Source organism: Marichromatium bheemlicum, assembly GCF_012276755.1.
Lineage (GTDB): Bacteria > Pseudomonadota > Gammaproteobacteria > Chromatiales > Chromatiaceae > Marichromatium > Marichromatium bheemlicum.
In genome coordinates this window covers 189,117-213,506 of sequence record NZ_JAAXKX010000001.1, presented here as the reverse complement: position 1 = coordinate 213,506, position 24,390 = coordinate 189,117, and the positions used below count along the sequence as shown (strand labels likewise).

The 24,390-nt window shown below is 67.4% G+C and carries 22 protein-coding genes; 14 read left to right on the top strand and 8 right to left on the bottom strand.

The genetic code is table 11. The annotated features are described in order from the left end of the window. Positions 1 to 3 precede the first annotated feature (3 nt). Complete coding sequence (uvrA, locus tag HF203_RS00935; RefSeq protein WP_168665663.1) at positions 4 to 2,829, bottom strand: excinuclease ABC subunit UvrA; 2,826 nt, start codon at positions 2,827 to 2,829, stop codon at positions 4 to 6. Positions 2,830 to 2,937: 108 nt separating this feature from the next. On the opposite strand from uvrA, the gene HF203_RS00930 reads away from it, so the two are divergent. The 6 genes from HF203_RS00930 to rfbD all read left to right on the top strand — a co-directional run bounded on the left by HF203_RS00930 (position 2,938) and on the right by rfbD (position 8,535). Then, entirely contained in the window at positions 2,938 to 4,356 is a 1,419-nt protein-coding gene (locus tag HF203_RS00930; RefSeq protein ID WP_210424566.1) for an MFS transporter, read from the top strand. A gap of 168 nt (positions 4,357 to 4,524) precedes the next feature. Beyond that, a complete protein-coding gene (ssb, locus tag HF203_RS00925; RefSeq protein WP_168665661.1) occupies positions 4,525 to 5,097 on the top strand; it encodes a single-stranded DNA-binding protein in 573 nt (190 codons plus the stop codon). Between the two features lie 22 nt (positions 5,098 to 5,119). Further along, a complete protein-coding gene (gene rfbB, locus HF203_RS00920; RefSeq protein WP_168665659.1) occupies positions 5,120 to 6,175 on the top strand; it encodes a dTDP-glucose 4,6-dehydratase in 1,056 nt (351 codons plus the stop codon). A 10-nt stretch (positions 6,176 to 6,185) separates the two neighbouring features. Beyond that, positions 6,186 to 7,064, top strand: coding sequence for a glucose-1-phosphate thymidylyltransferase RfbA (gene rfbA / locus HF203_RS00915; protein WP_168665658.1), 879 nt, complete (start codon positions 6,186 to 6,188; stop codon positions 7,062 to 7,064). After that, positions 7,064 to 7,627, top strand: a complete 564-nt coding sequence (rfbC, locus tag HF203_RS00910) for a dTDP-4-dehydrorhamnose 3,5-epimerase (protein WP_168665896.1) — start codon at positions 7,064 to 7,066, stop codon at positions 7,625 to 7,627. The genes rfbA and rfbC overlap by 1 nt, the downstream gene beginning before the upstream one ends. Beyond that, complete coding sequence (gene rfbD / locus HF203_RS00905; RefSeq protein WP_168665656.1) at positions 7,624 to 8,535, top strand: dTDP-4-dehydrorhamnose reductase; 912 nt, start codon at positions 7,624 to 7,626, stop codon at positions 8,533 to 8,535. The genes rfbC and rfbD overlap by 4 nt, the downstream gene beginning before the upstream one ends. Before the next feature lie 71 nt (positions 8,536 to 8,606). Here rfbD and HF203_RS00900 read toward each other — a convergent pair whose 3' ends face one another. After that, on the bottom strand, positions 8,607 to 8,744 hold the full coding sequence (locus HF203_RS00900) for a hypothetical protein (RefSeq protein WP_168665654.1): 138 nt from the start codon (positions 8,742 to 8,744) through the stop codon (positions 8,607 to 8,609). 148 nt (positions 8,745 to 8,892) lie between these two features. Here HF203_RS00900 and HF203_RS00895 point away from each other — a divergent pair, with 148 nt between their 5' ends. Beyond that, positions 8,893 to 10,314: an aminotransferase-like domain-containing protein gene (locus tag HF203_RS00895; protein WP_168665652.1), complete on the top strand. Its 1,422-nt coding sequence runs from the start codon at positions 8,893 to 8,895 to the stop codon at positions 10,312 to 10,314. A 6-nt stretch (positions 10,315 to 10,320) separates the two neighbouring features. Here the strand turns inward: HF203_RS00895 and HF203_RS00890 are convergent, their stop codons facing one another. The 4 genes from HF203_RS00890 to tal form a co-directional block, all read right to left on the bottom strand. Further along, the gene (locus tag HF203_RS00890) at positions 10,321 to 10,944 is read right to left on the bottom strand and encodes a class I SAM-dependent DNA methyltransferase (RefSeq protein ID WP_168665650.1); all 624 of its coding nucleotides are present in this window, start codon (positions 10,942 to 10,944) and stop codon (positions 10,321 to 10,323) included. A 264-nt stretch (positions 10,945 to 11,208) separates the two neighbouring features. Then, positions 11,209 to 13,647 (bottom strand): endopeptidase La, encoded by a 2,439-nt coding sequence (gene lon, locus HF203_RS00885; RefSeq protein ID WP_168665648.1) that lies wholly within the window; start codon positions 13,645 to 13,647, stop codon positions 11,209 to 11,211. A gap of 36 nt (positions 13,648 to 13,683) precedes the next feature. Beyond that, positions 13,684 to 14,493 carry a 16S rRNA (adenine(1518)-N(6)/adenine(1519)-N(6))-dimethyltransferase RsmA gene (gene rsmA / locus HF203_RS00880; RefSeq protein ID WP_168665646.1) on the bottom strand — a complete coding sequence of 270 codons (810 nt, stop codon included), beginning with the start codon at positions 14,491 to 14,493 and terminating at the stop codon, positions 13,684 to 13,686. Further along, entirely contained in the window at positions 14,487 to 15,452 is a 966-nt protein-coding gene (gene tal / locus HF203_RS00875; RefSeq protein ID WP_210424565.1) for a transaldolase, read from the bottom strand. Before tal ends, rsmA begins: the two co-directional genes overlap by 7 nt. A 232-nt stretch (positions 15,453 to 15,684) precedes the next feature. Between tal and HF203_RS00870 the strand changes: the two genes are divergently transcribed. Next, the gene (locus HF203_RS00870) at positions 15,685 to 17,247 is read left to right on the top strand and encodes a CHAD domain-containing protein (protein WP_168665645.1); all 1,563 of its coding nucleotides are present in this window, start codon (positions 15,685 to 15,687) and stop codon (positions 17,245 to 17,247) included. 55 nt (positions 17,248 to 17,302) lie between these two features. Here HF203_RS00870 and cysG read toward each other — a convergent pair whose 3' ends face one another. Beyond that, positions 17,303 to 18,715: a siroheme synthase CysG gene (cysG, locus tag HF203_RS00865; RefSeq protein ID WP_168665644.1), complete on the bottom strand. Its 1,413-nt coding sequence runs from the start codon at positions 18,713 to 18,715 to the stop codon at positions 17,303 to 17,305. 95 nt (positions 18,716 to 18,810) lie between these two features. Here cysG and HF203_RS00860 point away from each other — a divergent pair, with 95 nt between their 5' ends. From HF203_RS00860 to dsrE2, 3 genes are all read left to right on the top strand, one after another. Continuing rightward, entirely contained in the window at positions 18,811 to 19,137 is a 327-nt protein-coding gene (locus HF203_RS00860) for a rhodanese-like domain-containing protein (RefSeq protein WP_168665643.1), read from the top strand. A 134-nt stretch (positions 19,138 to 19,271) separates the two neighbouring features. After that, the gene (locus HF203_RS00855) at positions 19,272 to 19,502 is read left to right on the top strand and encodes a sulfurtransferase TusA family protein (RefSeq protein WP_168665642.1); all 231 of its coding nucleotides are present in this window, start codon (positions 19,272 to 19,274) and stop codon (positions 19,500 to 19,502) included. Between the two features lie 70 nt (positions 19,503 to 19,572). Continuing rightward, on the top strand, positions 19,573 to 20,052 hold the full coding sequence (gene dsrE2, locus HF203_RS00850; RefSeq protein WP_168665641.1) for a sulfur carrier protein DsrE2: 480 nt from the start codon (positions 19,573 to 19,575) through the stop codon (positions 20,050 to 20,052). A 90-nt stretch (positions 20,053 to 20,142) separates the two neighbouring features. Here the strand turns inward: dsrE2 and HF203_RS00845 are convergent, their stop codons facing one another. Further along, on the bottom strand, positions 20,143 to 21,435 hold the full coding sequence (locus HF203_RS00845) for an OmpP1/FadL family transporter (protein ID WP_168665640.1): 1,293 nt from the start codon (positions 21,433 to 21,435) through the stop codon (positions 20,143 to 20,145). 409 nt (positions 21,436 to 21,844) lie between these two features. Here HF203_RS00845 and HF203_RS00840 point away from each other — a divergent pair, with 409 nt between their 5' ends. From HF203_RS00840 to HF203_RS00830, 3 genes are all read left to right on the top strand, one after another. Continuing rightward, positions 21,845 to 22,777 (top strand): LysR family transcriptional regulator, encoded by a 933-nt coding sequence (locus HF203_RS00840; RefSeq protein WP_168665638.1) that lies wholly within the window; start codon positions 21,845 to 21,847, stop codon positions 22,775 to 22,777. Between the two features lie 100 nt (positions 22,778 to 22,877). After that, positions 22,878 to 23,267 carry a hypothetical protein gene (locus tag HF203_RS00835; protein ID WP_168665636.1) on the top strand — a complete coding sequence of 130 codons (390 nt, stop codon included), beginning with the start codon at positions 22,878 to 22,880 and terminating at the stop codon, positions 23,265 to 23,267. Positions 23,268 to 23,280: 13 nt separating this feature from the next. After that, positions 23,281 to 24,354, top strand: coding sequence for an AI-2E family transporter (locus tag HF203_RS00830; RefSeq protein ID WP_168665634.1), 1,074 nt, complete (start codon positions 23,281 to 23,283; stop codon positions 24,352 to 24,354). The last annotated feature ends 36 nt before the right edge of the window (positions 24,355 to 24,390 follow it).

The window sequence follows — 24,390 nt, the reverse complement described above, 5'->3', positions numbered from 1 at the left end:
CGGCTACCAGCCGCGCGCGAGCAGCGGGGCGAGGAAGCGCCCGGTGTGCGAGCGCGGCTCGGCGGCGATCGCCTCGGGGGTGCCGGTGGCGACGATCTCGCCGCCCTTGTCGCCGCCCTCGGGGCCGAGGTCGATGATCCAGTCGGCGGTCTTGATGACGTCGAGGTTGTGCTCGATCACCACCACGGTGTTGCCCTGGTCGCGCAGCCGGTGGAGCACCTCGAGCAGCTGGCGCACGTCGTGGAAGTGCAGCCCGGTGGTCGGCTCGTCGAGGAGGTAGAGGGTGCGCCCGCTGCCGCGTTTGGCCAGCTCGCGACTGAGCTTGACGCGCTGCGCCTCGCCGCCGGAGAGGGTGGTGGCGCTCTGACCGAGGCGGACATAGGCGAGGCCGACGTCGACCAGGGTCTGCAGCCGGCGCTGGATCAGCGGGATGGCGGCGAAGAACTCCAGCGCCTCGGCGATGGTGAGGTCGAGCACCTCGTCGATGCGCTTGCCCTTGTAGCGGATCTCCAAGGTCTCGCGGTTGTAGCGCCGGCCCTGGCAGGTGTCGCACTGGACATAGACGTCGGGGAGGAAGTGCATCTCGACGCGGATCAGCCCGTCGCCCTTGCACGCCTCGCAGCGCCCGCCCTTGACGTTGAAGCTGAAGCGCCCCGGGCCATAGCCCCGGGCGCGCGCCTCGGGGACGCTGGCGAACAGCTCGCGCACCATGTTGAACAGCCCGGTGTAGGTCGCCGGGTTGGAGCGCGGGGTGCGCCCGATCGGACTCTGGTCGATGTCGATGACCTTGTCGAAGTGCTCCAGCCCCTCGATCGCGCCGTGCGGGCGCGGGCGCAGGCTGGCGCCGTTGAAGTGACGCGCGGCGACCGGGTAGAGGGTGTCGTTGATCAGCGTCGACTTGCCCGAGCCCGACACCCCGGTGACGCAGCACAGGGTGCCGACCGGGATGGCGACGTCGACCGCGCGCAGGTTGTTGCCGCGCGCGCCGAGGATGCGCAGCTGGCGCTCGGGGTCGGGGGGGTGGCGCTGTGTCGGGATGGCGATGCGCTCGGTGCCGCTGAGATAGCGCCCGGTGAGCGAGGCGGGGTCGGCGGCGATCTCCGCCGCGCTGCCTTGGGCGATCACCTGGCCGCCGTGGGCACCGGCGCCGGGGCCGAGGTCGACGACCTGGTCGGCGGCGCGGATCGCGTCCTCGTCGTGCTCGACCACGATCACGGTGTTGCCGAGGTCGCGCAGGTGGGTGAGGGTGCGCAGCAGCCGGGCGTTGTCGCGCTGGTGCAGCCCGATCGAGGGCTCGTCGAGGATGTAGAGCACCCCGACCAGCCCGGCACCGATCTGGCTGGCCAGGCGGATGCGCTGGGCCTCGCCGCCGGAGAGGGTGTCGGCGCTGCGCTCGAGGGTGAGGTAGTCGAGGCCGACATCGACTAGGAAACGCAGTCGGGTGGCGATCTCTCCGATCACCTTGGCGCCGATCTCGCCGCGCGCGCCGGTGAGGGTGAGTCCCTCGAAAAAGCGCAGCGACTCGCCCACCGGCAGCGCGGTCAGCGCCGGCAGGTTGTGTTCGCCGATGAAGACGTGACGCGCCGCCTGGTTGAGGCGCGAGCCCTGGCAGGCGGGGCAGGGCTGGTGGGAGAGATAGCGCGCCAGCTCCTCGCGTACGGTGTTCGACTCGGTCTCGCGGTAGCGCCGCTCCATGTTGCGGATCACCCCCTCGAAGGGGCGCTCGCGCCCGGGACCGCGCTCGTTGGGTAGGCGCACGCGGATGCGCTCCTCGCCGCTGCCGAACAGCACCCGTTCGCGCACCACCTCGGGCAGCTCGCACCAAGGGGTCTCGACGTCGAAGCCGTAGTGCGCGCCGAGCGCGCGGATCAGCCCGAAGTAATAGGCGTTGCGCCGGTCCCAGCCGCGCACCGCGCCGCCGGCGAGGCTCAGCTCGGGGTGGATCACGACCTTGTCGGGGTCGAAGAACTGCTCGATGCCGAGGCCGTCGCAGTCGGGGCAGGCGCCGGCGGGGTTGTTGAAGGAGAAGGCGCGGGGTTCGAGTTCGGTGATGCTGTAGCCGCAGTGCGGGCAGGCGAAGTTGGCCGAGAAGGTGAGCAGCGCCCGATTGGGCTGGTCGAGGGCGACGACGCTGGCGATGCCCTCGGTGAGCGCCAGCGCGGTCTCGAAGGACTCGGCTAGGCGACCGGCGAGATCGTCGCGCACGCGGAAGCGGTCGACCACCAGGGCGATGTCGTGCTTGCGCTTGGCCTCGAGCGCGGGCAGGGCGTCGAGTTCGTGCACGCTGCCGTCGATCAGCGCGCGCACGAAGCCCTGGGCGTGCAGCTCGCCGAGCAGGCGCTGGTGATCCCCCTTGCGGCCTCGTACCACCGGGGCGAGCAGCATCAGCCGCTCGCCCTCGGGGCGGGCGAGCACCTGGTCGACCATCTGGCTGACGGTCTGGGCGGCGAGCGCCACCCCGTGGGTGGGGCAGCGCGGCTCGCCGACCCGGGCGAAGAGCAGGCGTAGGTAGTCGTAGATCTCGGTGATGGTGCCGACGGTTGAGCGCGGGTTGTGCGAGGTGGTCTTTTGCTCGATCGAGATCGCCGGCGAGAGTCCCTCGATGTGATCGACGTCGGGTTTGTCCATCACCGAGAGGAACTGCCGGGCATAGGCCGAGAGCGACTCGACATAGCGTCGCTGGCCCTCGGCATAGAGGGTGTCGAAGGCGAGCGAGGACTTGCCCGAGCCCGACAGCCCGGTGAAGACGATCAACCGCTCGCGCGGCAGGTCGAGGTCGATCCCCTTGAGGTTGTGGGTGCGTGCACCGCGGATGCGGATGGTGTCCATGGGCTGGCCGCAGAGGTCTCGAGGTCGAAGGTGGCGGCGCGCTCGCCGTCGCGTGGATGATCCCCGGGGCTTGGTCCGGCCTGCGCCGGCCCGGGGCAAACTGCTATTATGCGAAGCTTCGCGTACCAGAAGCAAAGGCCACCGGCCGTGAGCCAGACAGAGATATCGAGCCCGCCCCTCTCTCCCACCGAACGGCGCGCCGCCGCCGGACTTGCCGCCATCTTCTCGACCCGGATGCTGGGTCTGTTCATGATCCTGCCGGTGTTCGCGCTCTATGCGCACGAACTCAGTGGCGCGACCCCGCTGCTGATCGGGTTGGCGATCGGCGCCTACGGCCTGACCCAGGCGCTGCTGCAGATCCCGCTCGGGCTGCTCTCCGATCGTATCGGGCGCAAGCCGGTGATCCTCGGCGGCCTGCTGCTGTTCGCCGCAGGCAGCGTGGTGGCGGCACTGGCCGACAGCATCCACTGGGTGATCGTCGGTCGGGTGTTGCAGGGGAGTGGTGCGATCGCTGCGGCGATCATCGCGCTGACCGCCGACCTCACCCGCGAGGAGGTGCGTACCAAGGGCATGGCGGCCATCGGTATCAGTGTGGCGCTGTCCTTCGCCGCCGCATTGGTGATCGGCCCGGCGCTGGCGCGCTGGGTCGGGGTTGCCGGGGTGTTCTGGGTCACCGCAGCGCTGGCGGTGGTGGGGATGGTGCTGCTCTACACCCTGGTGCCCGATCCCGAGCGCTCGCAGCTCCATCGCGACGCCCAGCCGGCGCTCGACCAGTTGCGCGGGGTACTCGCCAACCCGACCCTGCTACGGTTGGATCTGGCGATCTTCATGCTGCACCTGACCATGGTCAGCCTGTTCGTGGTGCTGCCGCTCTCGGTCGAGGCGGCGGGGCTGGAGGCGGCCTCGCACTGGCGGCTGTATCTGCCGGTGGTGCTGCTGGCGATCCCGGCGATGGTGCCCTTCATCATCCTCGCCGAGCGTCGCGGCCGGGCGCGCGGGGTGCTGCTCGGCTCGGTGATCGCGCTCGGCGTGGCGATGCTCGGCTTCGCCCTGTTCGGGCAGTCGCTGTGGGTGCTCGGCGTGCTGCTGGTAGTGGTCTTCACCATCTTCAACCTGCTCGAAGCGGTGCTGCCCTCGCTGGTCTCGAAGAGCGCGCGCGCCGGGGCCAAGGGCACCGCCATGGGGGTGTTTTCCAGCGCCCAGTTCGTCGGCGCCTTCCTCGGTGGCCTGCTCGGCGGTTGGGCACACGAGCGCTTCGGCCCGGATGCCGTCTATCTGGTCGGCGTGCTGGTGTCGCTGGCCTGGATCGCGCTGGTGGCGGGGATGCGCATGCCCGAGGATCTGGGGCGGCGGGTGTTGACGCTGGCGCCGGGGACCCGGGATGCGGCGGCGCTGGAGCGCCGGCTGCTCGCCGAGCCCGGGGTGCGCGAGGCGGTGGTGGCGCCCGACGAGGGCGTCGCCTACCTCAAGGTGGACAGTCGTCGACTCGATTGGGCAAGATTGCAGACCCTTTCGGCCGACGCCTGAGCACGGATCCGGGGCTGGCCCCGCAGGGTCGCCACCGGTCACGGTGGCGACGACGGAATCAACCAGATACCGGATCGGCGCGGCCCGGAGTGGGTGCGCGTCGATCCTCCATGTTTCACGCAACCGTATACAACACGTCCGGCGCGCGGCGCCCGGCGGGAGGAAGAGATGGCGACACGTGGTGTCAATAAGGTGATCTTGATCGGCAACCTCGGGGCCGACCCCGAGGTGCGCTACATGCCCAGCGGCGACGCCGTGGCCAATCTGCGTCTGGCCACCAGCGAGAGCTGGCGCGACCGCGCCACCGGCGAGACCCGCGAGCGTACTGAGTGGCACAATGTGGCCATCTTCGGCAAGGTCGCCGAGATCGCCAAGCAGTATCTGCGCAAGGGCTCGAAGGTCTACATTGAGGGCAAGCTGCGCACCCGCAAGTGGCAGGGCCAGGACGGTCAGGACCGCTATACCACCGAGGTGGTGGTCGACATCAGCGGCACCATGCAGATGCTCGACAGCCGCTCCGGCGGCGGTGGTGGCTACGCCAGCTCCGCGCCCTTCGACGACGAGCCGCCGCGCGGTGCGCCCCAGGGCGGCGGTCGCCAGGGTGGTCCTCAGAGTGGGCCCCAGGGCGGGGGCTACTCCGGTGGCGGCTATGCCGGCGGCGGCAGTGGCGGCGCCGGTGGTGGCGCCCCCTCGGGCGGGTTCGGCGGTGGGGCTGACTTCGACGACGACATCCCGTTCTGACCCGAACCTCAAGGAGTGATCCATGCAGACCCTGCTCGTCACCGGTGGCGCCGGCTTCATCGGCAGCAATTTCGTACGCCTGGCGCTCGCCCGGCCCGATGTCCGGGTGGTCAACCTCGACCTGCTGACCTATGCCGGTAACCTCGACTCGCTCGCCGACCTCGAGGACGAGCCGCGCCACCACTTCGTGCGGGGCGATATCGGCGATCGCGTGCTGGTCTCGCGGCTGTTGCGCGAGCACCGGGTCGACGCGGTGGTCAACTTCGCCGCCGAGAGCCATGTCGATCGCTCGATCGACGGCCCGGGCGATTTCGTGCAGACCAATCTGGTCGGCACCTTCAATCTGCTCGAGAGCGCCCGCGCCTACTGGACCGAGCGCGGTGAGCCGACGGGCTTCCGCTTCCTCCACGTCTCCACCGACGAGGTCTATGGCTCGCTCGGCCCCACCGGGGCCTTCACCGAAACCACGCCCTATGCCCCCAACTCGCCCTACTCGGCGAGCAAGGCCGGCTCGGATCACCTGGTGCGCGCCTGGTTCCACACCTATGGCCTGCCGGTGCTCACCACCAACTGCTCGAACAACTACGGGCCCTACCAGTTCCCCGAGAAGTTGATCCCGCTGATGATCCTCAAGGCCAGCCGTGGCGAGGCGCTGCCGATCTATGGCGACGGCGGCAACGTGCGCGACTGGCTGTTCGTCGAGGACCACTGCCGGGCGATCTGGCGGGTGCTCGAGGCCGGCACCCCGGGCGAGGTCTACAACGTCGGTGGCAACAGCGAGCGCACCAACCTCGAGGTGGTCGACACCCTCTGCGCGCTGCTCGACGAGCTGCTGCCCGAGGCCCCACACCGCCCGCACGCCGCGCTCAAGACCTTCGTCAAGGACCGCCCCGGCCACGATCGTCGCTATGCGATCGACGCCTCCAAGCTCCGGCGCGAACTCGGCTGGACGCCGCAGGAGACCTTCGAGAGCGGGTTGCGTCGCACCCTGGTGTGGTATCTGGAGCACCCCGAGTGGTGCGCGCGGGTGACCGATGGCAGCTATCGTGGCGAACGCCTCGGTGGTGCCGACAACTGAGATTCGACGCATGAACAGAAAGGGAATCATCCTCGCCGGCGGATCCGGCACCCGTCTCTATCCGCTTACCCGGACCCTCAGCAAGCAATTGCTGCCGGTCTACGACAAGCCGATGATCTACTACCCGTTGGCACTGTTGATGCTGGCGGGGATTCGCGACATCCTCATCATCTCCACCCCGCGCGACCTGCCGCACTTTCGCGCGCTGCTCGGCGACGGCAGCCAGTGGGGGGTGGGGCTCTCCTACGCCGAGCAGCCGAGCCCGGACGGGTTGGCGCAGGCGCTGCTGATCGGCGAGGACTTCCTCGCCGGCGATCCCAGTTGCCTGATCCTCGGCGACAACATCTTCTACGGTCACGGCCTGGTCAATCAGCTCAAGGCGGCGAGCGCGCGCGAGTCGGGGGCGACGGTGTTCGGCTACTACGTCTCCGATCCCGAGCGTTATGGCGTGGCCGAGTTCGATGCGGCGGGACGGGTGGTTGGGCTGGAGGAGAAGCCCGCCGCCCCCAAGTCCAACTGGGCGGTGACCGGGATCTACTTCTACGACGGTAAGGCCAGCGAATTGGCGCGTACCTTGCGCCCCTCGGCGCGCGGCGAGCTCGAGATCACCGACCTCAATGCGCGCTATCTCGAGCGTGGCGAACTCTACCTCGACCGTCTCGGTCGTGGCACCGCCTGGCTCGACACCGGCACCCACGAGTCGTTGATGGAGGCCGGGCAGTACATCGAGACCATCGAGAAGCGTCAGGGCCTGAAGATCTGCTGCCCCGAGGAGGTCGCCTACCTCAACGGCTGGATCGACGCCGCGACCCTGCGCGCCACCGGCGAGGCGCTGCGCAAGAGCGGCTATGGCGAGTATCTGTTGGGACTGCTGAAACGGGTGCAATGATGCAGGTGATCGAGACCGAACTGCCGGGCGTGCTGATCCTCGAACCCAAGGTGTTCGGGGACGCGCGCGGCTACTTCCTGGAGACCTATCGCGCCAACCGCTATGCCGAGTTCGGCATCCCGGCGCTGGTGCAGGACAACCAGTCCTATTCGACCCACGGCGTGCTACGTGGCCTGCACGTGCAGCATCCGCACGCCCAGGGCAAGCTGGTGCAGGTGCTCGAGGGCGAGGTGTTCGACGTCGCCGTCGACATCCGTCGCGGCTCACCGCACTTCGGTCGCTGGACCGGGGTGACCCTCTCGGGCGAGAACAAGCGCCAGTTCTGGGTGCCGCCGGGCTTCGCCCACGGCTTCGTGGTCACCGGCGAGCACGCCCTGTTCGTCTACAAGAACACCGACTACTACAGCCCCGAGACCGAGTTCAGCGTCCGCTGGGACGATCCCGCGATCGGTATCGAGTGGCCGCTCGACGGCGCGCCGTCGCTGTCGCAGAAGGACGGCGCGGCGCGCTGTCTGGCCGATATCCCGGCGGATCGTCTCCCCGGCTACGAGGATTACGCATGAGTCAGAAACACCAGACCCCCGAGCGTCCACGCCTGCTGCTGATCGGTGCCAACGGCCAGGTCGGCTGGGAGCTGCGTCGCACCCTCGCCGGGCTGGGCGAGGTGGTGCCCGCCTCGCTCGAGGGCGAGTACGGCCCGACTATCGACCTGATGGATCCACAGTCGCTGGCGCGACTGGTCGATGAGAGCCGCCCCGACGCGGTGATCAATGCCGCGGCCTACACCGCGGTCGATCGCGCCGAGCAGGATCCAGAGAGCGCGCGCCGGGTCAATGCCGATGCCGTCGGCGAACTCGGCGCGCTGCTGGCCAAGCGTGCCGTTCCGGTGGTGCACTATTCCACCGACTTCGTCTTTCCCGGCACCCTGGGGCGCCCCTATACCGAGGCTGATCAGCCCGATCCGCTCAACGTCTACGGTGAGACCAAGCTCGCCGGTGAGCGCGCGCTGCTCGACTCCGGTGCCCGTGCCTTGGTGTTCCGTACCAGCTGGGTCTATGGCGCGCGTGGGGCGAACTTCCTGCTGACCATGCGGCAGTTGTTCGCCGAGCGCGACGAGCTGCGCGTGGTCGACGACCAGATCGGCTCGCCGACCTGGAGCCGGATGCTCGCCGAGATGACCGCCCAGGTGCTCTATCGGGTGCTGCGCGGCGAGCTTGACCTCGACGAGGTCGGCGGCCTCTACCACCTCAGCGGCGGTGGTGAGGTGAGCTGGTACGGCTTTGCCTGCGCCATCCTCGAGGCCTGTGGTGAGGACTGCAACCTGCTTCCCATCCCCTCCTCAGAGTATCCCGCACCGGCGCGTCGTCCGACCTACTCGGTGCTCGACAACAGCCATTTCGAGCGCACCTTCGGGTTGGCGATGCCGCACTGGCGCGACTCGCTGGCGCAGTGTCTCGAGGAACTCGACTGAGCCATCGGCCCGGCGGCGCCGTCGCCCGCCGCCGGGCGCTGTCGCTGTAACCGTTGCCGCCCGCGCGTTGCTCATGGACAGGCGCGGCACCCGGGTGGCGTGGTCTCGGCGACGGGCGGGCCGATCTCCGCCCCCAGCGCGATCAGGGCGAGCAGTGCCGTGAGTGCGGTGAGCCAGCCCAGTGTCCGTTGTCCCTTCGATGTCGACATCCTCTCTTGCTCCTGCCTACGCTTGTTGAGTCGTTAGGCTAGGCGGTCCACCGCATCGGTCACAGAGACAAAACCAAGGAAAATGACCGGTACAGTTGTCGTTTGTGCGCCATCTGTACCCGTCGGTTGTCGGGAAACTGTACCTGTCATGTCGACATCCTATCGCTATGCCGAGATCGCCACCGCGCTGGAGGGACGGATGCGCGACGGGCTCTATCGCCCGGGCGAGCGGTTGCCGGGGGTGCGTCGGTTGGCGCACGAGTTCGGGGTGAGTATTGGCACCGTGCTCGAGGCGCTGCACCGGCTCGAGGCCCAGGGGCGGGTGCGGGCGCGGGCACGTTCGGGCTATTACGTGCAGGCGCCGACCCGCTCGGCCCAGCCGGCGATCTCGACGCCACCCCCGGCACCGGCGCCGGTGCGCGGGCAGGACATGGTGTTGCGGCTGCTGCAGGCGGCCAATGACCCGGCCTTCGTCCAGCTCGGCGCGGCGGTGCCCGATCCCCGACTGCTGCCGCGCAAGGCGCTGGCGCGGGCGGTGGCCAGCGCCTACCGGCGCTACCCCGACGCGGCGGTCGACTACGCCTTCCCGCCCGGGCTCGAGGCACTACGCCGTCAGATCGCCCGCCACCTGAGCGCACACGGTACCCCCTTGCACCCGGACGCGCTGTTGATCACCAGCGGTTGCCTGGAGGCGGTGACCCTGGCGTTGCGCGCGCTCACCCGTCCCGGTGATGTGGTGGCGGTGGAGTCACCGACCTACTACGGGTTGCTGCAGGCGCTCGATGCGCTCGGGCTGCAGGCGCTGGAGATCCCCACCGACCCGGCCCAGGGCATCAGCCTGGAGGCGCTCGGTTTCGCCCTGGAGCAGTGGTCGGTGGCCGCCTGTATCGTCACCACCAACTTCAGCAACCCGCTCGGCGCGGTGCTCTCGAGCGCGCGCAAGCGTGCCCTGAGCGAGCTGCTGGCCGCTCATGGGGTGGCGCTGATCGAGGACGACATCTACGGCGATCTGGCCTTTTCGGGTGTGCGCCCGGACACCGCCAAGTGTTATGACCGGGAGGGGCGGGTGATCTACTGCGGCTCCTTCTCCAAGACCCTGTCGCCGGGGATGCGGGTGGGCTGGGTCGCGCCGGGCGTCGAGTTCGAGCGCATCGAATTCCTCAAGTACGCCACCAACCTGGCCGCACCTTCGGTGCTCCAGCTCGCCCTCGCCGAGCTGCTCGCCAGCGGTGCCTATCTGCGTCATCTGCGCGAGGTCAGCGCGGGGTTTGCGCTGGCAGTGGGGCGGATGCGTCATGCCGTCGAGCGTCACTTCCCGCCCGGCACCCGGGTGACCCGGCCGAGCGGCGGTTTCCTGCTGTGGCTGCAGCTGCCGGCGGGGATCGACAGCATGGCGCTGCACGCGCGCGCCCATCGCGAGGGGATCAGCATCGCCCCGGGGCCGATGTTCTCGGCCAGCGGCAAGTATCGCGACTGTCTGCGGCTCAACGCCGCGGTGCCCTGGACCCCGGCGGTGGAGCGGGCGCTGCGCCGGCTCGGCGCGCTGGCGCACGAGCTGGCCGGCGACTGAGGGCGATCAGGCGACGCGGTAGAGACAGACCTGACCCTGCGAGCCCTCCTCGCGGATATAGTCGGTGGTCAAGGTCTCGATCTCCTGCCACAGCCCGGCGTCGGTGATCGCGGTGATCTCGCGGGCGTAGTCGTCCTCCTCCCAGGCGCGGTCGCGCACGGTGAAGCAGATGTGACCGCCGGGGCGGGTGATGCGGATCAGCTCACGCAGCGCCTGCGGGCCGACATGGCCGCAGGTGAAGGTGCCGACACAGAGCACGGCATCGTAGCGGTCGTCGTCGATCGCCAGACGGGCGGTGAGATCACCCTGGCTGAGGTTGCGATAGATGCCCTTGGCGCGTGCCTGTTCGAGCATGTCGGGAGAGTAGTCGAGACCGTCGAGCTGGTGGTAGCCGGCCTGGTGTACGCAGGCCCCGGCCAAGCCGGTGCCGCAGCCGGCGTCGAGGATTTCGGCGTCGGTGTTGGCGAGTTGGTTGACCAGTTGACGCCCGGCGATGGCCGGAGCGACATAGTCCATCTTCCCGGTGAGGTCGGCATCATAGTGGGCCGCCCATTCGCGATAGGCGTTGGTGATCGATGCCTTGTCGCCGGAGGCGAGTGCGCGGGCGAGGATGTCGTGGTGATCGCTCATCGAGGACTCCTTGAGGCTGGGCGAGCACGCGCGGGTCGTGCTCGGGACGCGTTCGTGCGTCCGGATGATGATGCGCCCTGGCCTGGTGAGACCGGGTCGATGGGGTGGCAGTCGGATCGAGACCGCCGTCGGGCGCATCGAGGTGTCCTTTCATGCTGGCGTGTTCGCGTGTGCGCTGTCAAACCGTCGCGGCCGTGACGGGTCTCGCTTGGAGGCGTTTCGTGTTCGCCCGCCCTCATGCCCGGCATGAGGGCGGGGTGGCGCTCAGCGGCGTTGGCGCGCCCGGGCACGTGGGGCGAAGAGTCGCGGTAGCAGGTCGTCGAAGCGCGAGGCGAAGTGCACCGTCAGGCCCTTGCGCACGTGCTCCGGGACCTCGTCGAACTCGCCGCGGTTGTCGGCCGGGAGCACGATCTCCTTGATCCCGGCGCGGCGCGCGGCGATCAGCTTCTCGCGGATGCCGCCGACCGGGAAGACCTCGCCGGTGAGGGTGATCTCGCCGGTCATGGCGATGCGCCGCACCGGCTCGTCGCGCGCCAGCGAGAGCAGTGCACTGGCGATGGTGATGCCGGCCGAGGGGCCGTCCTTGGGGGTGGCGCCCGCGGGGACGTGGAGATGGATGAAGGCGTGCTCGAAGAAGGCCGGGTCGACGCCGAAGCGTTCGGCGTTGCCGACCAGAAAGCCGTAGGCGATCTCGGCCGACTCCTTCATCACCTCGCCGAGCTGACCGGTGAGCTTGAAGCCGCGGTTGAAGCCATGGGTGCGCGCCGCCTCGATCGACAGGGTGGCGCCGCCCATCGCCGTCCACGCCAGCCCGGTGACCACACCCGGACCTGAGAGCTTGCGCTCGTCGCGGAACACCGGGCTGCCGAGATAGCCCTGGAGCTGGTCGCGACCGATCTCGACCGGGGCCTCGGCGTGTTCGAGCAGTTCGACGGCGACCTTGCGCACGATCTTGCCGAGCTGTTTCTCGAGCCGGCGCACCCCGGCGTCGCGGGCATAGCCCTCGATCAGCGCCCGCAGGGTGCGGGCGTTGAGCTTGACCGTACCCTTGGCCAGTCCAGCCCGCTCGATCTGGCGCGGCAGCAGGTACTTGCGCGCGATCTGCAGCTTCTCCTCGGCGATGTAGCCGGAGAGCTGGATCACCTCCATGCGGTCGAGCAGCGGGCCGGGGATGGTGTCGAGCTGGTTGGCGGTGCATACGAACAGCACCTTGGAGAGGTCGAAGCGCAGGTCGAGATAATGATCGAGGAAGTCGCCGTTCTGCTCCGGGTCGAGCACCTCGAGTAGCGCCGAGGCCGGGTCGCCGTGGTAGGAGGCGCCGATCTTGTCGATCTCGTCGAGCAGGATCACCGGGTTGGCGGTGCCGGCGTCCTTCATCGCCTGCACGAATTTACCGGGCATGGCGCCGATATAGGTGCGCCGATGGCCCTTGATCTCGGCCTCGTCGCGGATGCCACCGACCGAGAAGCGGTAGAAACGTCGGCCCAGGGCGTCGGCGATGGAGCGCCCGATCGAGGTCTTGCCGACCCCGGGCGGGCCGACCAGGAGGATGATCGAGCCGGCGATCTCGCCGCGATGGATGCCGACGGCGAGGAACTCGAGGATACGCCGTTTGACGTCCTCAAGGCCGTAGTGGTCGCGGTCGAGGATGCGCCGCGCGCGCTTGAGGTCGAGCTTGTCGGTGGAGTAGCGTCCCCAGGGCAGCAGACTCACCCAGTCGAGATAGTTGCGGGTGACGGCATACTCCGGCGAGCCGGTCTCGAGGATGCGCAGCTTGTCGAGTTCCTCCTCGACGCGCTTGGCCGCCTGCTCGGTGAGGTCGAGTTCGGCGATGCGCGCCTCGATGCGATCGATCTCGGCGGTGCGGTCGTCCTTGGCGATGCCCAGCTCCTTCTGGATCGCCTTGAGCTGCTCGCGGAGGAAGAACTCGCGCTGATGCTTCTGCATCTTCTCCTCGACGCTGCGGCGGATCTTTTGCTGGGCGCGCGCCAGTTCGAGCTCGGTGTTGAGCAGCGCCAGCACCTTCTCCATACGCGGCAGCAATGGCAGCGTCTCGAGCACCTCCTGGAGCTGCTCGGCGCTGGAGGTGGTGAGGCTGGCGGCGAAGTCGGCCAGGCGTGATGGATCATCGGGGCCAAAGCGTTCGAGGAAGGAGCGCAGCTCCTCGACATAGAGCGGGTTGAGCGGCAGCAACTCCTTGATGGTGTTGATCACCGCCATGGCATAGGCCTTAACCTCGGTATCGGGCCCGCCATCGGGCTCGGGGAGGTAGGCGACACAGGCGCTGAAGGGTGCCTCGCGACCGATCCAGTTGGTGATGCGAAAACGCTGCAGGCACTCGACGAGGACCTGCAGCTGGCCGTCCTGGTGATGGATGCGGTGCACCCGGCAGGCGGTACCGATGGTGTAGAAGTCCGCGGTGGTGGCCTCCTCGGAGCGCTCGGCCCCGACCAGCACCACGCCAAGGATCTTGTGCTCGCTGTCGGCCACCCGCTGTAGCGTCGGTGCCCAGTGCTCGGCGCTCATCGTCAGCGGCACCGCCTGGGCGGGGAAGAAGGGGCGGGCGGCGACCGGGAGCAGGGGTAGCTCGGTCGGCAGGACATCGTTGGCGCGCGCGAGGGTGACGGGTTCGTGCTGCGTCGGCGTCTCTTCGGTCTCGGCCTCGATCACCGCATCGTCCCCGTCCAATCGCTCCTCCGGCATGTCAGAACCTCTTCGCGTCGATACTCGAAAAACCCCTTAGTCTTCTGTTTCCGATCGGGTTTGGCAAGCCACGGCATTGGCCAGGGTGGCGAACTCGGTCACCGACAGGGTCTCGGCACGGCGTCCCGGATCGATCTCGGCGGCAGCGAACTGCTCTGGCATGACCAGCCCGGAGAGGCTGTTGCGCAGGGTCTTGCGCCGCTGGCTGAAGGCGGCGGCGACGATCCGGGCGTGATGCGCGGGATCGGTGAGCGAGTGAAGCTCGGGCGCCGGCTCCAGACGGACGATCGCCGAGTCGACCTTGGGCGCCGGGGTGAAGGCGCCGGGGCCGATGCGAAACAGGCTGCGGGCGTGACAACGGGTCTGCACCATCACCGAGAGTCGGCCATAGGTCTTGCTGCCGGGCTCGGCGACCATGCGATCGACTACCTCCTTTTGCAGCATCAGATGCAGATCGGCGAGACAAGGCGACTGGTCGAGGAAGTGGAACAGCAGCGGGGTGGAGATGTTGTAGGGCAGATTGCCGACCACCCGAACCCGCTCCTCCGGCCCTTGGCGCAGTGCGCAGAGGTCGAACTTCAGCGCATCGACATTGTGGATGCGCAGGGTGCCGCGGCCACCGAGCCGCGCACGCAACGGCTCGATCAGGTCGCGGTCGAGTTCGACGACATCGAGTTCCCCGACGGCCTCGAGCAGGCCCGCAGTGATCGCCCCCTGACCGGGGCCGATCTCGACCAGCCGCTCGCCGGGGCGCGCGGCGATAGCGGCGTGGATACGGGCGATCACGCCCTGGTCGTGGAGGAAGTTCTGCCCGAAGCGCTTACGGGGTTGGTGAGGGGTCAGCAATGTTGGCAAACCTCGCGGGTGAACTGCTCGAGCTTGCGGGTGTCGGCGGCGAACAGGCGGATGCCCTCGGCGAGCTTCTCGGTGGCCATGGCGTCCTCGTTGAGCGCCCAGCGGAAGCCGGTCTCGTCGAAGCTGACTCGGTCAATCTCCATGTCCTGGGCGTGCTCGGGGTCGAGGCGGCGGCAGATCTCGCCGTCGGTCGAGGCCAGCTCGCCGAGCAGTGCCGGGGAGATGGTCAGCAGGTCGCAGCCGGCCAGCTCGAGGATCTCGTCGAGGTTGCGGAAGCTCGCCCCCATTACCGCGGTCTGGTAGCCATGGCGTTTGTAGTAGTTGTAGATGCGGGTGACCGAGCGCACGCCCGGGTCCTCGTCGGCGGGGTAGCCGGCGACGTTCTCGGCGTTCTTGTACCAGTCGAGGATGCGCCCGACGAAGGGCGAGATCAGGGTGACTCCGGCCTCGGCGCAGGCCACGGCCTGGGCGAAGCTGAACAGTAGGGTTAGATTGCAATGGATGCCCTGGCGCTCGAGCCGCTCGGCGGCGCGAATGCCCTCCCAGGTCGAGGCGATCTTGAACAGCACCCGTTCGCGCGGATCGACGCCGGCGGCCTGGTAGAGCTCGACCAGGCCCTCGGCGCGCCGCACCGTGGCCTCGGTGTCGAACGACAGGCGCGCGTCGATCTCGGTGGAGACCCGGCCGGGGACGATCTTGAGGATCTCGGTGCCGAAGTTCACCGCCAGCTTGTCCATGGTCCAGCGGGTGCGTTCCTCGCCGCTGCCCTTGGTCTGACCGAAGTCGAGGGCGTCCTCTACCAGCTCGCGGTACTGCGGCATCTGCGATGCCTTGTAGATCAGCGAGGGGTTGGTGGTGGCGTCCTGGGGGCGGTATTCGACGATCGACTCGAAGTCGCCGGTGTCGGCGACCACGGTGGTCATCGCACGCAATTGATCGAGCTTGGTCATGATGCGAGGTCCTTGTGTTGGCTTGGTCTAGGGTGGATGGCGAGGCCTGTGGGGGGCTCATGCCATCACTTGACCCTAGTCCAATATGGTGACGATTCCGATTCCATCGGGGCGGGTCGACGGACCCTGGCCCGGAAAATTTCTCATAATGACACCGACACCCTGTTGAATGCACGTGCTGCGCCGGCCGGCGCCGTGCCAATGGGGGCGGTGCCGTCAGCAGGAGCTGTTCATGCGCGAATCGGAGATCGACTATCTGTTGCCCGAGGATGATGTCCCGCTCGCTCGACTCGAGGACTGGGCCCGCGGGCTGGGGCGGTTGGCGCCGCCCGCGAGCGAGACCACCCGCCGGGTCTATTACGATACCTTCGATTGGGCGGTACACGGCGCCGGTGCCATGCTCGCCTGCCAGGGCCGCGGTCCGCGTTGGCACCTGGTGCTGATCCCGCTGGCGCGGCATCGGGGCGGGCAGGTGCTCGAACTCGAGTCCCTGCCGGACTTCCCGGCGCGACTCCCCGCCGGGGCGTTGCGCGAGCAGCTGATCGATTGCTGCGGCGGGCGGCGTCTGTTGGCGCTGATGCAGCTCGATACCGAGGCCGAGGTCTATCGGCTGTTGGCCGAACAGGGGCATACCCTGATCCGGTTCGCTGTCGTGCGCACGCGCTTTCGCGATCCGCAGGGGCGAGGCTCGGGGCTGCTGCCGCTCCGCCTGCGGGTCCTGCCCGGGCAGGGCGAGCGGCGTCAGCGTGCGCGTCTGCTCCCCGCGCTCGAACGGGCGTTGGGGTTGAGGCGGATCGACGAACCGCCACTGTTTGCCGCGCTCGCCGCGGTCGGTCGCCGCCCGGGTGAGTATTCCTCCAAGCTCGACATCGACCTCGATGCCACGGCCAGCGCCGAGCAGGCCGCGCGCCAACTGTTGCTCGCCCTCCTGGCAGTGATCGAGGCCAATGTCGAGGGGGCGCGTACGGCGCTCGATCCCGAGTTCCTCCATGACCTGCGGGTGGCGACACGGCGTACCCGTTCGGCGCTCGGTCAGCTTCGCGGGGTCTTTCCAGAAGCGGTGATGGCGCGTTTCGGCGAGGGGTTCGCTTGGTTGCAACAGGTCACCGGGCCGGTGCGGGATCTCGACGTCCAGCTCGAGCAGTTCGCGGCGCAGCGTGCAGCCTTGCCCGAGCCGTTGCGTGCCGGGCTCGATGGGCTGTACGCGCGGTTACGTGCCGATCATCTCGAGGCCCAGCAGGCGCTGGCCGAGGTGCTCGGCGGTGCCGAGTGCGCGCAGTTGCTCGCCGACTGGCGTACCTTTCTCGAGACCCCAGGGGTTGCGTCCGCCTCCGCGCCCCTGGCGGGCCGGCCGGTCAAGGAGGTGGTCGATGCCCGGCTGCGCCGGCTGTTGCACCGGCTGCGGCGCGAGGGCAAGGCGATCGCTGCCGACGCGCCGCCCGAGGCACTGCACGCATTGCGTAAGCGCTGCAAGAAGCTGCGTTACATGATGGAGTTCTTCAGTCGCCTCTATCCGCCGCGTGAGATCCGCGCAGCGATTCGCCAGACCAAGACCCTGCTCGATCATCTCGGCGGCTTTCAGGACCGGACGGTACAGGCGGCACGACTGCGCCGTCTGGCCGAGCGCATGTACGCGATGGGCGAGGCCGACAGCGACACCCTGCTCGCCATCGGTGCCCTCATCGGTCAGTTGCTCGCGCAGCAGCAGCGCTATCGCCAGGACTTCGCAGCGGTCTTTGACGCGTTTTACGCGAAGCGTTCACGGGCGCGGCTGCGGGGGCTGTTCGGTCGCTGAGCCGGGCGTGCGTCGGGTGATCGGGTCCCGGCGCCCGCCCAGCGTGCGCCGGGGGTCAGGGCAGGGGCGGGGCGGCGACGGTCTCGGGGGGGGCGAACCAGTCGAGCTTGTCGTGGAGGCGCACCACCTCGCCGACGATGATCAGTGTCGGCGGTTCCGGTGGGTCGGCGTCGAGCTGCTCGACGATGGTCCCGAGGGTGCCGGCGTAGACCCGGTGTTTGGGGGTGGTGCCCTGTTGTACCAGCGCGACCGGCATGCTGTCGGCCACGCCGTGCTCGCGCAGTCGTGCGATGATCACAGGTAGCCCCGCCAGTCCCATGTAGAAGACCACCGTCTGATTGGGTTGGGCGAGCGCCGGCCAGTTGAGGTCGATGGTGCCGTCCTTGAGATGCCCGGTGACGAAGGTCACCGATTGCGCGTAGTCTCTGTGGGTCAGCGGGATGCCGCTGTAACAGGCGCAGCCGGAGGCGGCGGTGATCCCGGGGATGACCTGGAAGGGCACGCCCTCGGCGGCGAGGGTGTCGATCTCCTCCCCGCCGCGCCCGAAGATGAAGGGATCACCACCCTTGAGACGCAGCACCCGGTGCCCGTCCTTGGCCAGCTCGGCGAGCAGCTGGTTGATCTCCTCCTGGCGCATGGCGTGATGGTTGCGCTGTTTGCCGACGTAGATGCGGCGTGCGTCGCGGCGGGTCATCTCCAGGATCGGGGTGGAGACCAGACGGTCGTAGACGACCACGTCGGCCTGCTGCATCAGCCGCAGCGCGCGGAAGGTGAGCAGGTCGGGGTCGCCGGGACCGGCGCCGACCAGATAGACCTCGCCCAGCTCGCTGTGCTCGGGGTCGGCGTCGAGTTCGGCGCGGATCAGGCGCTCGGCCTCGCCCTGGCGCCCGGCGAAGACGCGCTCGGCGACCCCACCGAGCAGCACCCGGTCCCAGAACCGGCGGCGATCGCGGGCGTCGTCGAAGCGCTGCTTGACCGGCGCGCGATAGCGCCGACAGAGTTCGGCGAGTCGACCGTAACCGGCCGGGATCAGGCCCTCGAGACGGGTACGCAGCAGCCGCGCGAGCACCGGCGAGGCGCGTCCGGTGGACACCGCGACGATCACCGGTGAGCGGTCGACGATCGAGGGCAGCAGGAAGCTGCAGGCATCGGGGTCGTCGACCACATTGACCGGGATGCCGTGTCCCTTGGCGATCTCGGCGATCCGTCGGTTGGTGGCGCGGTCGTCGGTGGCAGCGATCACCAAGCGATGGCCGGGGATGTCCTCGGGTGCGAAACGGCGCGCGAGGTGGCGTACTCGTCCGTTGGCGGCCTGTTCGGCGAGTTCATCGCTCAGGGTGGGGGAGATCAGAGTGAGGGCGGCGCCTGCGCGCAGTAGGTTGCCGGCCTTGCGTGCCGCCGTGGTGCCACCGCCGACCACCAAACAGGGCTGCCCCTGCATATCGAGAAAGATGGGGAGAAGTTCCATGGTCATCTCAGGGGTTTTGGTCCCACAGCGTCATTGAGTTGGCTGTCAGAAGTCATTAATATACTTAAATACTTAGAATTGTGGTAGAACCCTAGGTGATCAACGAGATCGACTCCGAATCATTACGCGCCCGCATCAGTGCCGGCCAGGATCAACTGTTGGTCGATATCCGTACCCCGGCAGAGATGACGCAGGGCATGATTGCAGATGCCATGCCATTGCCGATGCACCTGTTGCCGGTGCGCCTTGCCGAGTTGCCGCGTGATCGCGATATCGTGCTCTACTGTCGCAGTGGTGCGCGCTCCTATCAGGCCTGCGCCTATATGCAACAGCAAGGCTATGATCGGGTCATCAACCTGCGTGGCGGGATCATTGCCTGGGCGCGCCATGGCTATCCGATCCAGGTCCCGAAAGAAGGCTGAGCGACGAGGGCCTGCTAATCAGGAAAAGAGCCACTGATCAAGCCCATATCTTGCCTTTTCAATGGGTTTCGCCTATAACGCCGAACCTTGGTTTTCAGCGATTCCTTCACCCTGCACCCTACCGGAGGTACCCGATGGCCGACTTCGATCAACAACTCGATGCGAGCGGACTCAACTGTCCCCTACCGATCTTGCGTGCCAAGAAGACGCTGAACGCGATGAGTTCCGGGCAGGTGCTCCATGTGGTGGCCACCGATCCGGGGTCGGTGCGTGATTTCGACGCCTTTGCCAAACAGACCGGTAATCAGTTGATGGAGTCCAAGGAGGACGGTGGCAAGTTCCACTTCCTGATCAAGAAGTCCTGACGCTGCGTTCGGCGCCGCTGTATTGCGCGCTGGATGCGCGCACCCCGAAGTGACCCACGAGGAGGACTGAATGGAAGACAAGAAGTTGGCGATCATCGCCACCAAAGGTTCGCTCGATTGGGCCTATCCGCCCTTCATCCTGGCCTCGACCGCTGCGGCACTGGGTTACGAGACACAAATCTTCTGTACCTTCTACGGGCTGCAATTGTTGAAGAAGAAGCCCAAGCTCGAGGTCACGCCGCTGGGTAACCCGGGGATGCCGATGCCGCTGGGCATGGACAAGTGGTTCCCGGTACTGGGGCTGGCGCTGCCCGGCATGCAGGGCATGATGACCGCGATGATGAAGAAGAAGATGCAGGACAAGGGCGTGGCCAGCATCGAGGAGCTGCGCGAACTCTGTCTCGAGGCCGAGGTCAAGCTGATCGCCTGCCAGATGACCGTCGATCTCTTCGAGATGGACACCGACGACTTCATCGAGGGGGTCGAGTACGCCGGGGCGGCCTCCTTCTTCGAGTTCGCCGGCGACAGCGATATCTGTCTCTATATCTGAGTCACGCCGCCTCCGCACCATCTGCTGACGCCGCCGACTGGCGGCGTCCTTGCTGTGGCGCCAGCGGTGTCACGCCGGCGCCCGGTCTCATCAGAAGACCTTGACCAGCTCAAGTCCGAATAGGTGGGCGTCCATCTCGTAGTCGCCATTGAGCGCGCTGGTACCGTTGACACCCTGACCGGTGAAAGGGGTGTCGCTGCGGTAGTTGCGATCCTCGGCCATCACGTACATGTAGCCGGCCTCGATCGAGAAGCCCTGTGCCAGGGTCTGTGCCAGACCGATGCTGAACAGGTGACGGTCGTTGTCGGGCACGCGCACGCTGAAGTGGTTGTCGCCCTGGCCGGTCTCGTCGAAGGCATAGCCGAGACGCAGCTGGGTGCTGGGACGCAGCTGATAGGTGATACCCAGACGATAGGCGTTGGTGTCGGTCCAACCGTTGGTGTCGGAGAAGATCAGGTCGCCACTGGAGCGCCCCTTGATCTCTAGGGTATCGAACTCGGTCCAGCCGGTCCGGGTCCAGTCGAACTCGACCGCAAGTTGCGGATTGACCTCGTAGCGCACCCCGAGCTGTACCCGCCAGGGCAGATCGAAGTCGATCTTGGCCGCCTGACTCGGCTCGGCCAGACCGAGCGCCACCAGGGTCTGGCTGTTGGCGACATAGTGGCCGTCGAGCCCGACGCTGGAGGCGGAGTGGAAGGAGGCACCCAGGCTCCACGGCCCCTGGACGTAGAGGGCGCTGAGGTTGAAGCCGATGCCGGAGCCGTCACCGCTGAGTCGGCCCGCGGTGGAGTTGAGTTTGGCGCTCTTGCCCCAGTAGAGATCGAGCCCGGCCGAGACGCTGAGTGTGTCGTTGACCCGATAGGCCACCGTCGGTGCGATCTGGATGACCTCCAACTTGCTCGCGGTCGGCTGACCGAGCGGGATCTCGGGGTCGAGCGGCGGGGGCACGGGGACACTGCGGGTGCCGCTGACGGCGGGGAAGGTGCCGTCGTCCCAGCGGGTCTCGAGCCCGAAGGGCGCGGTCACGCCGAGTCCCAGGCTCCAGCGCTCGTTGACGCGGGCGGCGATCTGCAACTGCGGGCTGGCGAGCCAGTCGGCGCCCTGGCTGTCGTGTTCACCGCTGCCGGTGCGTACCGAGAAGGTGGGGCTGATCAGCAGGCCACCGGCGGCGACGCTCGACTGGTCGTGGAAGGCGATCGCCGCCGGGTTGTAGGCGAAGGCGCCGGTCTCGTCGGGGTTGGCGACCATGGCATTGGCCGTGCCGAGTCCGGCGATCGAGGACTCGGGCAGGGCGAAGCCTGCGGCCTGGGCCGGTCCCTGGGTGGCGAGCGCGCCGACGGCTGCGCTCAACGCGAGTGCCTGGGTGAGCGGGCGTTGGAACATGGGCATCTCTCTGTGCTTGCTGTCTCTTAAGGTATCGTCGATTTGACGGTGATCTGGTATTGGCCGGTGGCCGTGTCGGTACGTACCGCCTCGCGACGGTGTTTTCGACCGCGGAGCCGGTCGGGCGAAACGAAACTACGGGTTCGTGTGAACCGCTGACATGCATCGGGCGCACGGGCGAGAGACAGGATGCGCCATGTTGCCGTTCTGTTACCCCCGGGCGGCGGCGCACAACTGTATGCGATGCGTCGGTCCTAATCCAGCCATTGGCTGCGGGAATGGCCCGCAACCCTCGGCATCTCGTTCATTTCGTGTACTAAATACCGGCTTGTCGGAATGCGCTTGATGGGGTGTTGGTATCAGATCATTGTGGTATAAGGAATTTTTATTAATCCTTTTTGAATCCACTATGGCTGATCGTAGACTTCAAGTGTTCCATACGGTTGCGCGCTTGTTGAGCTTCACCAAGGCGGCCGAGGCGTTGCACATGACCCAACCGGCGGTCACCTTCCAGGTGCGTCAGCTCGAGGATCAGTTCGATACCCGGTTGTTCGATCGCACGCACAACCGCATCAGCCTGACCGATGCCGGTCGGGTGGTCTATGAGGCGTCGGATCGTATCTTCGAGCTCTACGCCGAGATGGAGAATGCGGTGCGTGAGCTGACCGGCGAGGTCAGCGGTACCCTCACCATCGGCGCGAGCACGACCATCGCCGAGTATTTGCTGCCCAGGCTGCTCGGTGAGTTCAAGGGGTGTTATCCCGATGTGGCCATCCAGCTCAAGGTCGCCAATACCGATAGCGTGTTGGCGATGGTCGAGACCAATGCCATCGACCTGGGCATCGTCGAGGCCCCGGTGGGGAACAAGAACCTCGTGGTCGAGACCTGTCAGCGTGACCAGCTGGTGGCCATCATGCCGCCTGGACATCCGCTCGCCGCGCTCGAGGTGGTGCCCTTCGAGCAATTGCTCCGCTACCCCTTCATCTGTCGCGAGGAGGGCTCGGGGACGCGTAACGTGATCCGTGACTACCTGCGTGAGCAGGGCTTTTGTCTCGAGGCGCTCAAGGTGGTGCTGGAGCTGGGGAGCCCGGAGGCGGTGAAGGGCGCGGTCGAGGCCGGAATGGGGGTCTCGGTGCTCTCCCAGGCCACCCTGGCCAAGGAGCAGCGCCTCGGTACCCTGGTTGCCGTACCGCTTGACCCCCCGCTACATCGTCCGTTCTCATTCGTACATCAGAAACAGAAGTTCCGGCTGCGCGTGGTCGACGAGCTGTTCGATTTCGCGCGGACCTACTTCCAAGTCCATCATCCGTCTCAGGACGCGTCGTCAACGACCCCGCCCTGAGCGATGGGGTTTGTCGCGGAGGAGTGATGATGCATCTGCTCGAGTTCTGTCGCGCCGCCTCGGTCGCGATCCCAAGGTGCGCCCGGCGCGCCGGGCGGGTATGTTGACGCCAACCCCCGCGCCCGCCGATCCGGCGGCGCGGCTGCTGCGGCTGTTCCGTGCGCTCCCGGTCGCCGAGCGCGAGACCCTGCTCGCCTTCGCCGAGTTCCTGGCCGAGCGCGCCGGTGGCGCTGCCGCCACGAGACCGGCCATCGTGCCGGAACCTGCGCCCGAGCCGCGCCCCGAGGGTGAGCGGGTGGTGGCGGCGATCAAACGTCTGGCGCGTGGTTACCCCATGCTCGATCGTGCGGCGATGCTCGAGGAGACCTCGGCGTTGATGTCCGCGCATGTGTTGCAGGGTCGCCCGGCCGCCGAGGTGATCGACGCGCTGGAGGCCCTGTTCGAGCGTCACTATCAGCAACAGCGGGCCGATCGGCCCATGCAGGATTGAGTGCCCCTGAGTCATGAATATCATCACCGATTGGTTTCGCCGCCACTTCTCCGATCCCCAGGTGGTGTTCCTCGCGCTGCTCCTGGTGGTGGTCTTCGCCGTGGTCTTCTTCCTCGGCGATGCGCTGGCGCCGGTGCTGGCGAGTATCGTCATCGCCTATCTGCTCGAGGGACTCGCGGCGTATCTCGAACGCCGCGGAATGCCTCGCCTGGCCGCGGTGTTGGTGGTCTATCTGGTGTTCATCGCCTTTCTCGCGTTGATCCTGTTCGGGGTGATGCCGCTGGTCTCGCGTCAGATCACCGAGCTGGTGCAGCAGTTGCCGTCGATGATCGCCGAGGGTACCGAGGCGCTGTTGGCGCTGCCCCACGAGTACCCGGAATTGGTCACCGTCGAACAGATCGAGGAGCTGATCGCTGCGATCCGCTCCGAGGTCATCTCCTTCGGTCAGCAGGTGCTGTCGTGGTCGCTGGCGAGCGTGGTCGGCGTGATCACGGTGATGGTCTATCTGATCCTGATGCCGTTGCTGGTGTTCTTCTTCCTCAAGGACAAGGACCTGATCCTCGATTGGTTCAGGCGCCTGCTGCCGCGGCATCGTGGGATCGCCGGGCATGTCTGGCAGGACGTCGATCGCGAGATATCCAACTATGTGCGCGGCAAGGTGTGGGAGATCCTGGTGGTCTGGGGGGTGAGCTACGCCACCTTCTACGCCTTCGGCCTGAACTATGCAATGTTGCTCTCGCTGCTGGTGGGGCTGTCGGTGATCATCCCGTATATCGGTGCCTCGGTGGTGACCGTGCCGGTGCTACTGGTGGCCTGGTTCCAGTGGGGGTGGGGGCCGACCTTCGCCTGGCTGACGATGGCCTATTTCATCATCCAGGCACTCGACGGTAACGTGCTGGTGCCGCTGCTGTTCTCGGAGGTGGTCAACCTGCATCCGGTGGCGATCATCGTCGCCATCCTGGTGTTCGGTGGGTTGTGGGGTTTCTGGGGGGTGTTCTTCGCCATCCCACTGGCGACCCTGGTCAAGGCGGTGCTCTCGTCCTGGCCGCGTCGTGGGGGCGAGGAGGGGCCACCGACCCCGGCCTGAGGGTCATCGGGGCCGGCGCGGGTATACAATTGCAGA